Genomic DNA, 13263 nt, shown 5'->3' on the forward strand with positions numbered 1-13263 from the left:
AAAAACTGCGTCAGGCGGCGCAGGTGATGATGGCTTCGCCCGCCGCGCTGGAATTGCGGCGGATGCAGATGCTGACCGAAGTCGGCGCCGAACAGAACACCATGACCATCGTGATGATGCCGAGCGAATTCGTCGAAGCCGCCCGCGCCTTCGCGAGAAAAGAGGAATCCGGCGGCAAGGCGGACTAGGGTTTTGACGCTCAGACCGCCTGCCGGCGCGCCCGCTCCATGGTCGAAAGCGCGTAGAAGCCGCGCGCGGTGGAAATCAGCCGGCCGGCCTTGATCATCCGATGTAATTTTACAGAAAGATTACCTTTCGTAATTTCGAAACCCATTTCGCACAATAGTTCGAAAATGGCGTCGACATGCATGCCGCCGGTCTCGCCCTCCAGCAATTCGACGATCATCGGTTCGATCTCGCCGGCGCGGTCGGCCGAGGCCCTGCCGACCACGGACAAATGGCTGTCGCCGCGCCGGCCCTGGGCGTCGCCGGCGGCGACGAGAAATTCCACCGCCGAGCGCCGCAGATCGAGGCCGGCGGCGGGATCCTTGGTCGTGAGGCCGGCGATGACGATCTCGATGCGCGCCAGCAGCCGCCGCGCCTCCTCGCGCGCCTCGCGCGCCGCCAGGGCGAGAAACTCCGCATTCTGCTCGAAAGTCGCGCTCATCGCCTTCCCTTCCCCACTTTGGCTGGGCGCCAATGAAATTGTCCCACACCTTGACCCTTCGCAACTCAAATCGCCAGGAAAGGCGCGTCGCCCGGCAAGCAACGCCAACCGACGGCATGGTTCCAATCTGAACCAAAGCCGAAAATCCCGATCAAGGACAGGGCAAGCACCGGTGCAAGCACGGTCGATGACTGGAACATATAGTAAACAAATGGCTTTGCAGAAAAATTCTAGCCCAATCGCGGTAAATTTACGAATGAAATCTTTACATTTCAAAAGCGGTGCATAACAATGTGAATTGTAAATTAACCAACTTGATTGAAAAGTTTACACCCCTATCCTGATGGGCGCAGATGGAGGATGGAAGAATGAGAAACAGGCCATGGTTTGCCGCCAGATCGCCGGCCGGGGCGGGCGTTCATTTCGTCCAGACTTTGTTCGCCCCCTGGTTCAGGCCGCCGCCGGTCCAGACGCCGACGCCCCGTTTGCCGTCGGATTTCGCCGATTACGGCGCCGAGGACGGCTGGACCGCAAGCCTCCATCGCGGCGACGGCCTGCCCCCTTTCCTCCTCTGCATCGACATGGCGGCGGGCGCATGCGCCGCCATGCGTTTCGAGCCCTTCGCCCGCCGCAGCGGCAATGAGTCGCGCGTCCGGGAATTGTGACGAGCCCGGTCGAGCGGGCCCCGCGCCAGCTGCGCGAGACTTGCCCGGAAAAAGCGCGCCGAGGTTCGCCGGCCGCGCGGAAAGCGGGCGGCGCGTCCCTCGCGCATTCGAAGCTTTACTTGCTTTCCTTCGGCGTTTACGAGTTTTCGCGGACGCAACCGTCACAACGCCCATTGTCGCCGTCAACGGCGCGAGATATAAGGGCCGCGCGTCGCGAAGGGGAGATCTGGAATCATGGCCTCGGCCACTCAAACGGAAAATTACCGCCCATCGGAAGACGAACCGTTTATGAACGATCGTCAAAAAGAGTACTTCCGGCGCAAATTGTTGAGTTGGAAAGAGGAAATTTTGCAGGAGGCGCGCGAGACGCTCGCCGCGCTGCAAGCCGAGAGCGAAAATCACGCCGATATCGCCGATCGCGCCTCTTCGGAAACCGACCGCGCCATCGAACTGCGGGCGCGCGATCGCCAGCGCAAGCTGATTTCCAAGATCGACTCGGCCATCGGCCGGATCGACGAGGGAACCTACGGCTATTGCGAGGAAACCGGCGACCCCATTTCGTTGAAACGGCTTGACGCCCGCCCGATCGCCACTTTGTCGATCGAGGCCCAGGAACGTCACGAGCGCCGCGAACGCGTCTATCGCGACGACTGACCGGCTTCCATCCGCAGCTCATCGGCCCGAATAAAAAGACGCCGCCCCGAAAAATTCGGAGCGGCGTCTTTTTATTCGGCTTGTCAAATTGCGGCCTCGCCGCGCGGTCTTATTTATTCAGCGGACGGCCGAGCAGTTTGGCCATTTCTTCTTCCAGCGATTCCAGCGGTTCATAATCGGCGTCGAAAACCAGTTCCGGCGCAGGCTTCGGCGCCGGGGCCGGCGCGTGCTCGGGCTCTGCGACGAATTCGGGCTGCGACTCTGGCGGCAATTCCGGTTCGGGCTTTGGCGCGAGCGGATGGAAAGCTTCCGCGAACGGCGGCTCGACCTCGGGCGCCGGCGGCGGCTCGACCTCGGGCGCCGGGGGAGGCTCATGCGCGACAGGCGGCGGCTCATGCGCGACGGGCGGCGGCTCATGCGCGACGGGCGGCGGCTCGTATGCTGCGGGCGGCGGCTCGTGCGTGACTGGCGGCGGCTCGTGCGTGACTGGCGGCGGTTCGTGCGCGAAGGGCGGAATTATCTGAGCCGGTTCGGCGGCGACCGGCGCGATGGGCGCAGGCGCGACGGGGTTGGAGCGGCGCGCGATCGGCGGCATGACGAAACGCGGCCTCGGCGGCGGCGCGTCGACCTTCGGGCCGAGCGGCGGAAAACCCGGCGGCGTGAGGCGCGGCGGCGGGCCGAGCGGTCTTGCCGGACCGAAGGCCGGTCCCGCGGACGGACCGCTTCTCGGCGGCAGCGGGAAACGCGGTATTTGCCGTTCAGGCGGCGGGGCGGGAGGCGCGTCGGGCTCCGAGGCGACCGGCGGGACGAGGCCGGGAACCAAAGGCGGCGCCAATTCGGGCGCCGGCGCCGGCGTCGGGACAGGCTCGGGGGCCAAAGCCGGCCCAGGGACGAACAAGGGTTCGGCTTCGGCGGCGGCGATGGCGGTCTCGATCGCGGCGGCCACTTCCGGCAAAGGCATCGACTCCGGCAGCGGCGCGGGAACTGGCGCGGGCGCCGGAACCTGCGCTTGAGGCGGCGCGGGAACCGGCAAGGGCGGCTGAATCGGAATCGACGGCGCCGAAACCTCACCGGCGCGCGGCCCGCGCGATTCGCGCGGCTCGATCCGGACGATGCCCGATTCCACCAGCACGTCATTGGGGCCGCCGATCAACAACAGATGCTCGACATTGTCGCGCCGCACCAGCAGCAATTGCCGCTCGCCGTCGAGGTCGAAAGTTTCGACGAAGCCAAGCCGCAATTGCCGCGAACGCGCGCTGCTCGGCAGGCGCCGGCGCAGATCGACCGCGATCTCGACGATCTTGAGGATGAGGATGATGGCGACGCCGAAGGCGATGGCTGCCAAAATCCAGGCGAGCATCTTGTTATCTTGCAAAAAAGTCGGCATGGGCGCTGCCCGCCTCCAGATTCTCGGACCCGTTCATGCTCTTCTATAACTCAAGGTTGGGGGGGGTGCGCAAGAAAGGTTAATGTTTGGTTAACGCCTGCCCGCGCCAATGGGACGCGAACGGGACATTTTCTGTCAACCGGACAGGAATCGGCGAGATCGAGGCGGACTCCGGTTCGCTTGCGCGGCAGTTCTCGAGTCGGCGCATGCGACGCCTGAAAACCAGACTACCGGAACGCGTTCGGCGCCCTGAAAGTCGCCCTTCTTTCGACGGGCCCGGCGCGCGCGCGCGCCGGACCGAGACTCGCGGGTTCCCACCGGAGAGTCTTGGTATAAATTGGACTTTTCCGCGATTCGGGCGAATCGCGAAAACCGGCGCAACCCAGGCTTCGCCGGCATTTGCAAGGGCAGTCGAGTGACAGAGATCTCTCCCCATTCGAGCGTCGACCGGTCGGAACGCGCCGGCAGTCCCGGGCTCGTGCTGCTGCTCGCCTTCGGCCTGGTCGCGGTCATGGCCGTCTTTTCCTTCCTGCAACAGGAACAGGCGACGAAGCTCATCCTCGTCCTGCTGGCGTTTCTGGCCTTTGTCGGCAGTTCGGCGCTGCTCGCCTACGCCCTCGGCTTTTTGCAGATTTCCGGCGCGCAGGCGCGCAACGACGTCACCAAGATCATCGCCGACACCAGCCCCGACGGCATGATCGTCACCGAGGGCGAATCGCGCATCGTCTACGCCAACGAGACCTATCTCGCGCTGTCGGGCGCCGCCGACGCCTCCGGCCTGCGCACGGTGGACCGGCTGTTTTCCGGGGCGCCGGAAGTTTCCGAGCCGCTCTACCGGCTGGCGCAGGCGGCGCGCGACCACAAGCGCGGCGCCGAGGAGCTGCGCCTGACCCCGCCCCTGCTCGGCGAAAGCGCGGTCGGCTGGTATCGCATCCGCGTCCGGCCGATCGAGCGGGATTCCGGCGCCGTCGGCGCCTTGTGGACGGTTTCCGACGTCACCCGCGAACGCGAGCGCCATGAGAACGTGTTTCAGGAATTGCAACACGCCATCGATTTTCTCGATCACGCGCCGGCCGGGTTTTTCTCCACCGATCCCGGCGGCAATATTTCCTACATGAATGCGACTTTGGCAGACTGGCTGGATTTCGACCTCGCCCAGGTCGGCTCCGGCGGCCTCGCGCTGCGCGACATCGTGGTCGGCGACGCCATCGCGCTGCTGTCTGCCGGCATGGGGCCGCCAAATTCCGTGCGCACCGAGCAGATCGATCTCGATCTGCGCCGCCGCGACGGGTTGCGCCTGCCGGTGCGGCTGCTGCACCGCGTCGCCTATGGCCATGACGGGGCGCCCGGCGCCTCGCGCACGCTGGCGCTCAACCGCGCCCCCGGCGGCGAGCCGGCGGAGGAGGCGCGGGCGGCGGAAGTGCGCTTCGCCCGCTTCTTCAATTCGACGCCGATGGCCATCGCCACCGTGGACGGCGACGGGTTGGTCCTGCGCTCCAACGCCGCTTTCGCCCGGCTGCTGCCCGGCGCGCTCAAGGACATCGGCGGGCGCCGTCAGATCGCCAATGGTATCGAAGAAGCCCAGCGCGGCGCCTTGCAGGCGGCCATCGCCGTCGCCGCCAGCGGGGCCGAGGATCATGCGCCGATCGACGCGGCGCTGGCCGGCGCCAAAGGCTCGGCGCGGCTGTTCGTCACGCCCAACGAGGAGGCCGACCAGCGCGGCGCGGTGATCTTCGCGCTCGACACCACCGAGGAGCGCAACCGCGAAGAGCAATTGCACCAGTCGCAGAAAATGCAGGCGGTCGGGCAACTGGCCGGCGGCGTCGCCCATGACTTCAACAATGTGCTGACCGCGATCATCGGCTATTCCGATCTGCTGCTGGCCAATCACCGCCCGACCGATCCGTCCTTCCAGGACATCATGCAGATCAAGCAGAACGCCAACCGCGCCGCCGGCCTGGTGCGGCAATTGCTGGCTTTCTCGCGCCGCCAGACGCTGCGCCCGCAGGTGCTGCAACTCGGCGACGTGTTGTCGGAACTGCAAATGCTGACGCGCCGTCTCGTCGGCGAAAAGATCGAGGTCGATCTGAAACAGGGCCGCGACCTGTGGCTCGTCAAGGCCGATCTGAACCAGTTCGAACAGGTGATCATGAACCTGATCGTCAACGCCCGCGACGCCATGCCGGACGGCGGCAAGATTTTTATCCGCACCAAGAATGTCGCGGCGTCGGAATGCGCCGCCTATGGCGAAAAACTTCTGCCCGCCGCCGATTATGTGGTGGTCGAGGTCGAGGATAATGGCAGCGGCATCGCGCCGGAAATCCGCGACAAGATTTTCGATCCGTTCTTCACCACCAAGGAAGTCGGCAAGGGCACCGGCCTCGGCCTGTCGATGGTCTATGGCATCGTCAAGCAGACCGGCGGTTTCGTGTTCTGCGATTCCGAGGTCGGGCGCGGCACGACCTTCCGCATTTTCCTGACCCGCCATATCGCCGAGGAAGAACCCGCCGAGGCGCCGAAGACGGAGGAGAAAAAGCCCGCCGCCGACCATACCGGCCATGGCGTGGTGCTGCTGGTCGAAGACGAGGAGGCGGTGCGCTCGTTTGGCGCGCGGGCGCTGGCGTCGCGCGGCTATACTGTGCTCGAAGCCGATTCCGGCGTCGACGCCTTGCGCGTGGTGGAGGAGACCAGCGAGCACATTGATCTGGTGGTCTCCGACGTGGTGATGCCGGAGATGGACGGCCCGACGATGTTCGGCGAATTGCGCAAGCGCGGCATCAAATGCCGGGTGATTTTCGTCTCGGGCTATGCCGAGGAGGCCTTTTCGAAAAACCTCCCCGAGGGCGAGGATTTCGGATTCTTGCCGAAGCCGTTTACCTTGAAGCAGTTGATCGAGACGGTTAAGGCGAATATGCGGTGAGGGGCAGACGCGTGAATTTTTCGAAACACTTAATCTAGCTCTCCACAGCCCGCGGCTATAAGCGCATCAAAAATCATGTCGGCTTCAAAAGGTGAGCGGGTAGGATCATCAGCGCTCCCTTTTGGAACGAAAACAACCAATCCGGCGCGGGCGCGAGTCAGCAAAACGCGATAGCCGTTCAGCCGAAATCGTTTTTTCTCGGATTCACGGATGATTTGCCAGCGAGGCGCACGCATCATCCGTGGCAACCATTCTGATCCGGACCAGATCAGGTCATTCCCCCAGCACAATCCGACATAGTCTAACTCCAACCCTTGACAGCCGAATTCGCTCATGGGTGTCTCCAGGGCGCCAGAACTGCGAAAATCCATATATGGTTTGAGGAACCAATGCCCGATTGTGGTAAGGTCATCAGATCGAGGGGCAGGAGGCACGCCTTCGCCGACCATCCTCACCGCCCCGGAACTTGTCAAAAGTCCCACCGACCTTCCGCCTCGCCGATATTCACTTAACCAAGCCTTGGCCCTTCGCAGGTCACGAGTGATCATCGCCGGCGGCGAAGCCATCAAAGCGGAAATACATTTCGCCTTTTCGATTTGGCTATCCAATAGCGCAGCGACCCAATCCCCGTGCAAGGGATTCCGATAAGCGCGAACTCCGTTGGCGAGATGCAGGCCAGCCTCGGAATGAAGCTGGTTTCGATCAAGGGTTCCGCAATGAGCTAGGCCAGCGCCAGATACCGACGGACCTCCATCGATCGCCTGGGGCGCGGCGATAATTTTCCAGACGGAACCGGATTTTGCCGATTGAGCGAGAGCTTCTCCCCAGAGCGCCAAGCCACCCTCTCCGCGATTGATTTCTTGGCCCGGCCCGACGAGACAAACGAGGCAACTCCAATCGAGACGATCGAGAATGCCCAAAAACAATGCGGGTTCCGATGTGGGCCGTCCCATCAGTTTTTGGCCAACTTCTTCGTTCCACGCCCGCTGCGCCTCGTCGAAAATGATGACATTTTCGGGCGGCGTAGCGCCGTCCGTGTGCTCTTTTAAATACCCAAGCAAATTCTGAATGGCGGCGTCCGCTTCATATTTTGCTTTGGACTTCGAGACCCCCGTCCGGGCGGCGCAGTCTGCGGCAAGGGCTTCCGTAAGCACATGCACAAGCGGACGATTCCCCGAAAGCAGCGCGCCGGATTGTGAATTGGAACGACTTTTAATCGCGAGGTCTAGCCCTAACAGGGTCTTCCCCGCTCCGGGGGCGCCCGTGACAAAGCAAATGACTTTTTGACGGCCAGCTTCTGCCTCTCGAACAATCGCGCGAAGGATTCGCGCGGCCTCTTGAAGTTCCGAATCCGCAGCATCGCCGCGGCCAATATCTGCGATTCCGTGACCTGCATAAAGCGCCTGGGCAGCTTCGATAATCGTCGGCGTCGGCCTGTAAGGCGATAAATCGAAAGAAAGCGCATCAAGATCTGGCGTTCTGAAATCGATCATTTTCTCCAAATCAATTAGCACATCACCAAGCGTGTTTCGATTCGTCCGTTGCAGACCAACTGAACCATTACGGACCGACAAATTCAGCGATCGTGGATCGGCATTTTCAGCGCATAGAACCGGGATAATCAATCGGCTTTGACTCGCCTCATGAAAATCTTGAAGAGATAGAGCGTATCTCTCGGTTTGCACACAATGAGCCGTTGTATATGACGCTTCACCAATCTTGAATTCTATGACCACGACAATGCCTGGCATAAGCACAATCGCATCCATGCGCTTTCCAAGCCGAAGTAATGGCGCTTCAAGCAAAATCGACCATTGATGTGACGTATCTCCAACCCTTTCAAATGTCTGGCGCAATATTTCGACTTCACGAACCCACGCTCGAACCTGTTCGGCCTCGGCCGATGCATGAAACGCGATGTGCTGTTTAGAAAGCCGTCCAACAATTAAGTCTGGTTCGGAATTTAGAAATTCCGATACCTTGCTAGCGTAAAAAGAGCGTCCCGTAGCGTCACCCGCCTGAATTAAAGAATCTTGCATAAGCGCGATCATTGTCTGTTTTCGGAATAATTTGCTAATTTAACGAAGAGTTTCAAGAAAGCAAAAAATGAATGCGACGGCTGATAAGGTGACCCTACGGCAACAGAATCGCTTCCAGGCGTCTCAAGTCACCGGATATTTGCGTTAGAAGCCGCCTCGCACCGCAGTCGGGCGCAACCCACGGCGTAGTTGGGCTTCATAACTGCGACGGTTTGAGCCGAGGATCGGCGGACTGGACCAAGCGCCGGCGCCAAAGTTATTGACGGCTAATACCCGGACTCGGAAGTCTTGACTTCCGAGTCCGGGTTAGGAGCGAATGCGACGCCAAGCTTATGCGAGGGATTCCACAATCGCGACGCGTCGCGATTGTGGAGACTTGGTATAAAGCGCTGACGGTGAGACCTGATGTTGCCAAAACCGCCCTCGGATCGGTGCGATCTCCGGCGCGTCGTTCACGATATTCGCGCGCCGATGCAGAAATTCGTCGGCCTGCCCGCGCCTTGCATGAAAGGCGATCGCGCGCGCGGCTTCTCCGTCCTGCGCACCCCTTCCGACATCACGCGCATCCTCGTCGTGCCGACTCGCGGGACTGAGGGCGTCGAAAGCCCGTTGCTGCTGCGCGCCGACGCCCCGAACAACTGGTTCTTTGCCTGGAACGCCGCGAAAAGGTCTTGACGGCGGCAAGCCGTCCCCGTCATGGGGCGATATTGGCATGGTGGTCAATTTTTCGGGAATTGGCTTCAGTCGCTTGGATCGAGCGTGCTGATGACGCGGGCGACGATCTCGCTCACGGTCGCTTCGTCGAGCGATTCGATATAGCGCGCTGTGCCTGCACGCAGACGGGCCGCGATGTCGAAGCTGCGGACATGATTGCAGACGGCGACGCCGGTCGTGTCGTGTCCGGTGATCGGGACGGCAAGCCCGACGTCGCGTGCAAAATTACCCCCAGTCGTGATCGGCACGGTCATGCTGACGCCGAGCGCGTTGATCTGCCTTGGCGTGATCACGACGAATCGGTGGCGGTCCTTCATTTCCTTGCCGGAGACCGGATTTGGATCGATCCAGTAAACATCGCCCCGACGCGGGATATTGGCCCGCGCCATCAGGCGATCTCGTGGCCGACTGGGTCGCCTTCGCGCGCCCATGCGACGTCGGCATTGAGCTGTCTTATCGCCTCGGCGCCTTTCAGAAGCTCGCCAAGAGAATAACGCTTTCGCGCCGACGCGGCGGGCTTTGCCACCAGCTTGCGGTCTTCGACCGTAAGCGTCACCTGGGCGCCGATTTCGACATCCATCAATTTGAGCAGCGCGGGCGGAATCGTCATTACGGCGGCGCCGCCTTGCTTGCGAATTTTGGACGTTACGGTCATTGGCCACTCCAGGAGTCGGGGGTCTCTGCAAGCACAATTGTGCAATATAAGTAGCACAAAAGGTTGGTGGCTGTCGAGCGATTCCATACTCTGCGGCGTTGGCTGACTCCGATGGACTGGCGACGCGGCTAGAGCGGTCGGGTTTCGCAACAGAGTCGGGTTTCGCGACAGAAAAGGGCGACGACGAACTATCGCTGCGCCGCAAAGACCATCAGCGCCCAATGGCGGCTATGCTATTGCGCCACTTGACCCCCAATGTTGCAAAATCAGCCCCAAAACGCCAAATAGGCGGCCAATGAACACAAGCACAAACTCAGGCGTCACCCGCAGCCTCTTCCGCCTGCTCCTTGCCCTCGCCGCCTTTTGCCTGACGGGACCCGACGAGGCGCGCGCCGCGGATCGCGAAAAACTCTGGCGCGTCGTTAACGATATTTGCGGGCCGATGCAGAAATTCGTCGGCCTGCCCGCGCCCTGCCTCAAGGTCGATCGCGAGCGCGGCTTCGCCGTGTTGCGCGCGCCTTCCGACATCACGCGCATCCTCGTCGTGCCGACCCGAAAGATCGAAGGCGTCGAAAGCCCGGTGCTGCTGCGCCCCGACACCCCCAACATCTGGTCCTATGCCTGGAACAGCCGAGGAAAAGTTTCGGCGGCGGCAAGCCGTCCGCTGTCCTGGGCCGATATCGGCATGGCCGTCAATTCCAGCCGCGCGCGGACGCAGGACCAGTTGCATATCCATGTCGATTGCGTCGACGCGCGGCTCAAACGCGCCTTGCGGGCGCATCCGCCGCGCAGCGATGGCTGGACCCCGATTGACCTTCCCTGGGCCTATCGCTATCGCGCCAAAAGGATCGGCGCCAAGGATCTCGATCGCAATATTTTCAAAATGGTCGCCGATGAAACGCCATCTGCGAAAGGGCGCACGGGCAGGGAAACGCTGGCGGTGGTCGGCTATGAAGCGCCGTCCGGCGAAGAGGGTTTTGTCGTGCTGGCCAGCGGCGACGACGGTCACGCCGAGAAACTGCTCGATCATCGCTGTCTGGAAGACCGCCGCTGAAAACGTGACCGGAACAAGGCTTGGCCGCAAGCGTTGTTCCCTCGCTGTCCTCTCCTCCGACCAGAGATCTCCAAAACTTGCCCAATGTCGCGCAACGACGGATCCTGATGTGTCCGCCCGATTTTTTCGGCGTGGCCTATATCATCAATCCCTGGATGGAAGGGCATTACGCCCGCACCGACGCCGACAAGGCGCGGGCTCAATGGCTGGGGCTCAGGCAGATCATCGAGCGCCATGCGGTTGTCAGCATCCTGCCAGCGCACGAAGGTCTGCCCGATCTGGTGTTCACCGCCAATGCCGGGCTGGTGAAGGGGCAAAAAGTCCTGCTGAGCCGTTTCCGCTGCCCCGAACGGCGACAAGAGCAGGAGATCGACCGCGCCTGGTTCGTCCAAAACGGCTTTGCGCCGATCGATCCGCCGCCAAACGTGTTTTTCGAGGGCGCCGGCGACGCGCTTTACGATCCATCGCGCGATCTTTACTGGGTCGGGCATGGCTTTCGCTCGGACCGCGACTTCGCGCCGCTTCTGGAGGCGGCGCTCGACGCGCGCGCGGTCGAACTGACCCTGGTCGATCCGCGCTTCTACCATCTCGACACTTGCCTCTGCCCGCTTCCCGGCGGCTATTTGATGTATTTCCCCGGCGCCTTCGACGCGGCGTCGCGCGAAAAAATCGAAAGCCGGGTTCCCCCCTCCCGCCGCATCGCGGTCGGGGAGCAGGACGCGGTCCAATTCTGCTGCAACGCCGTGTCGCTGGATGATCTGGCGATCATGAACGACGCTTCTGAAGCCCTTCAGGACCGGCTGTGCGAGGCCGGGTTGACGCCCGTGCTGACGCCGCTGTCGGAATTTTTAAAGGCCGGCGGCGCGGCCAAATGCCTGACGCTCGATCTGTAGCGGCAAGGATTCAATTTTGCGGCTCTCCCATTACGCCTGCCGCGCCCGGGGGCGCTGGCGTTTTAACCCTTTTGTTCAAAACAATTCGAGCCTTTCGAACGGCGCAAACCCAACACAATGGCCGATCTCCGGCGATTAAACCGATTTATCGGCGCGGCTGCGAGTACAACCTGCGACGCGAGAACAAAAAAAGAACTTGCGGGCTAGAACAAACTAGGTACATTGACGACAAGTCGATTGCATAACCCGCGTCACCCATGCCAGAAGGATGAAACCGATGTCGCAAGCGAATCTCCGCCTCGTAGAAGGAACTTCCGTGGACAAGACCAAGGCTCTCGACGCCGCCCTGTCGCAGATCGAACGCGCCTTCGGCAAGGGTTCGATCATGCGGCTCGGGAAGAACCAGGCCATCTCCGAAATCGAGACCATTTCCACCGGTTCGCTCGGCCTCGACATCGCGCTCGGCGTCGGCGGCCTGCCGCGCGGCCGCGTGATCGAAATCTACGGCCCGGAATCCTCCGGCAAGACCACGCTGGCCCTTCACACCATCGCCGAGGCCCAGAAATCGGGCGGCGTCTGCGCCTTTGTCGACGCCGAACATGCGCTCGATCCGGTCTATGCGCGAAAGCTTGGCGTCCAGCTCGACGATCTCCTGATTTCGCAGCCCGACACCGGCGAGCAGGCGCTCGAAATCACCGACACCCTCGTGCGCTCCGGCGCCGTGGACGTGCTGGTGATCGACTCCGTCGCGGCCCTTGTTCCGCGCGCCGAAATCGAAGGCGAAATGGGCGACGTCCAGCCGGGATTGCAGGCGCGGCTGATGAGCCAGGCGCTGCGAAAACTCACCGCCTCGATTTCCAAATCGCGGACCATGGTGATCTTCATCAACCAGATTCGCATGAAGATCGGCGTGATGTATGGCTCGCCGGAAACCACCACCGGCGGCAATGCGCTGAAATTCTACGCCTCCGTCCGCCTCGACATCCGGCGCGTCGGCGCGATCAAGGACCGCGACGAGGTGATCGGCAACCAGACGCGCGTCAAGGTCGTCAAGAACAAGGTCGCGCCGCCGTTCAAACAGGTCGAATTCGACATCATGTATGGCGAAGGCGTGTCGAAATATGGCGAGTTGGTCGATCTCGGCGTCAAGGCCGGCGTGGTCGAAAAATCCGGCGCCTGGTTCTCCTTCGACAGCCAGCGCCTCGGCCAGGGCCGCGAAAACGCCAAGGCTTTCCTCAAGGCCAATCCCGACGCCGCCGCGCGGATCGAACAGACGATCCGCGAAAACGCCGGCCTGATCGCCGAACGCATCCTCGACCAGATCGATCCCGTCGCCGAAGGCCAGGACGATTGAGGCTTACGTCCCGCGCGCCCGAAAAGGCGAGACGCAGCAGAAAGGAAGCCCGGCGGCGCGACGCCTTCGCGCCCCGCCGGGGTCGTCCCGGCCCCGGGCGCCATACTCCGCCGGCAAGATAATGCGTCGCCCGCCCTCGACAGCCCCTCGACAGGTCCTTGGCCTGCCGGTAGATAAGGCCTCTTGCCTCGCTGCCCCAAAGGCGGCAAGCCCCGCGAAAAATGCGCGGCGGGCGGCAAGAAAAAGGGTCGAGAACATTCC

General features: G+C 62.1%; 12 protein-coding genes and 1 pseudogene. 8 read left to right on the plus strand and 5 right to left on the minus strand.

From position 1 onward, the window contains the following. Window positions 1–188, plus strand: a pseudogene (locus tag QZY01_RS09840) (hypothetical protein); the annotation flags it as partial. A gap of 11 nt (window positions 189–199) precedes the next feature. Here QZY01_RS09840 and QZY01_RS09845 read toward each other — a convergent pair. Next, window positions 200–667 carry a hypothetical protein gene (locus QZY01_RS09845; RefSeq protein ID WP_294536465.1) on the minus strand — a complete coding sequence of 156 codons (468 nt, stop codon included), beginning with the start codon at window positions 665–667 and terminating at the stop codon, window positions 200–202. A 368-nt stretch (window positions 668–1035) separates the two neighbouring features. On the opposite strand from QZY01_RS09845, the gene QZY01_RS09850 reads away from it, so the two are divergent. Continuing rightward, window positions 1036–1332: a hypothetical protein gene (locus QZY01_RS09850; protein WP_294536467.1), complete on the plus strand. Its 297-nt coding sequence runs from the start codon at window positions 1036–1038 to the stop codon at window positions 1330–1332. 234 nt (window positions 1333–1566) lie between these two features. Next, on the plus strand, window positions 1567–1986 hold the full coding sequence (gene dksA, locus QZY01_RS09855) for an RNA polymerase-binding protein DksA (protein ID WP_294536469.1): 420 nt from the start codon (window positions 1567–1569) through the stop codon (window positions 1984–1986). Window positions 1987–2095: 109 nt separating this feature from the next. On the opposite strand, the gene QZY01_RS09860 is transcribed toward dksA, so the two are convergent. Next, window positions 2096–3373 (minus strand): hypothetical protein, encoded by a 1278-nt coding sequence (locus QZY01_RS09860; protein WP_294536471.1) that lies wholly within the window; start codon window positions 3371–3373, stop codon window positions 2096–2098. A gap of 415 nt (window positions 3374–3788) precedes the next feature. Here QZY01_RS09860 and QZY01_RS09865 point away from each other — a divergent pair, with 415 nt between their 5' ends. After that, window positions 3789–6293, plus strand: coding sequence for a PAS domain-containing sensor histidine kinase (locus QZY01_RS09865; RefSeq protein WP_294536472.1), 2505 nt, complete (start codon window positions 3789–3791; stop codon window positions 6291–6293). A 29-nt stretch (window positions 6294–6322) separates the two neighbouring features. Here the strand turns inward: QZY01_RS09865 and QZY01_RS09870 are convergent, their stop codons facing one another. Continuing rightward, window positions 6323–8344: a DNA/RNA helicase domain-containing protein gene (locus QZY01_RS09870; protein ID WP_294536474.1), complete on the minus strand. Its 2022-nt coding sequence runs from the start codon at window positions 8342–8344 to the stop codon at window positions 6323–6325. A gap of 393 nt (window positions 8345–8737) precedes the next feature. Between QZY01_RS09870 and QZY01_RS09875 the strand changes: the two genes are divergently transcribed. Further along, a complete protein-coding gene (locus QZY01_RS09875; RefSeq protein WP_294536476.1) occupies window positions 8738–9007 on the plus strand; it encodes a CDP-diacylglycerol diphosphatase in 270 nt (89 codons plus the stop codon). 65 nt (window positions 9008–9072) lie between these two features. On the opposite strand, the gene QZY01_RS09880 is transcribed toward QZY01_RS09875, so the two are convergent. Next, window positions 9073–9435: a type II toxin-antitoxin system PemK/MazF family toxin gene (locus tag QZY01_RS09880; protein WP_294536478.1), complete on the minus strand. Its 363-nt coding sequence runs from the start codon at window positions 9433–9435 to the stop codon at window positions 9073–9075. Beyond that, a complete protein-coding gene (locus QZY01_RS09885; RefSeq protein WP_294536480.1) occupies window positions 9435–9701 on the minus strand; it encodes a PbsX family transcriptional regulator in 267 nt (88 codons plus the stop codon). Before QZY01_RS09885 ends, QZY01_RS09880 begins: the two co-directional genes overlap by 1 nt. A gap of 295 nt (window positions 9702–9996) precedes the next feature. Between QZY01_RS09885 and QZY01_RS09890 the strand changes: the two genes are divergently transcribed. The 3 genes from QZY01_RS09890 to recA all read left to right on the plus strand — a co-directional run bounded on the left by QZY01_RS09890 (window position 9997) and on the right by recA (window position 13002). Continuing rightward, on the plus strand, window positions 9997–10755 hold the full coding sequence (locus QZY01_RS09890; protein ID WP_294536482.1) for a CDP-diacylglycerol diphosphatase: 759 nt from the start codon (window positions 9997–9999) through the stop codon (window positions 10753–10755). Between the two features lie 20 nt (window positions 10756–10775). After that, on the plus strand, window positions 10776–11648 hold the full coding sequence (locus QZY01_RS09895; RefSeq protein ID WP_294536484.1) for an arginine deiminase-related protein: 873 nt from the start codon (window positions 10776–10778) through the stop codon (window positions 11646–11648). Window positions 11649–11925: 277 nt separating this feature from the next. Further along, window positions 11926–13002 carry a recombinase RecA gene (gene recA / locus QZY01_RS09900; protein WP_294536486.1) on the plus strand — a complete coding sequence of 359 codons (1077 nt, stop codon included), beginning with the start codon at window positions 11926–11928 and terminating at the stop codon, window positions 13000–13002. The last annotated feature ends 261 nt before the right edge of the window (window positions 13003–13263 follow it).

The sequence above is a fragment of the uncultured Rhodoblastus sp. genome (assembly GCF_903903185.1).
In the GTDB taxonomy this organism is placed as follows: domain Bacteria; phylum Pseudomonadota; class Alphaproteobacteria; order Rhizobiales; family Beijerinckiaceae; genus Rhodoblastus.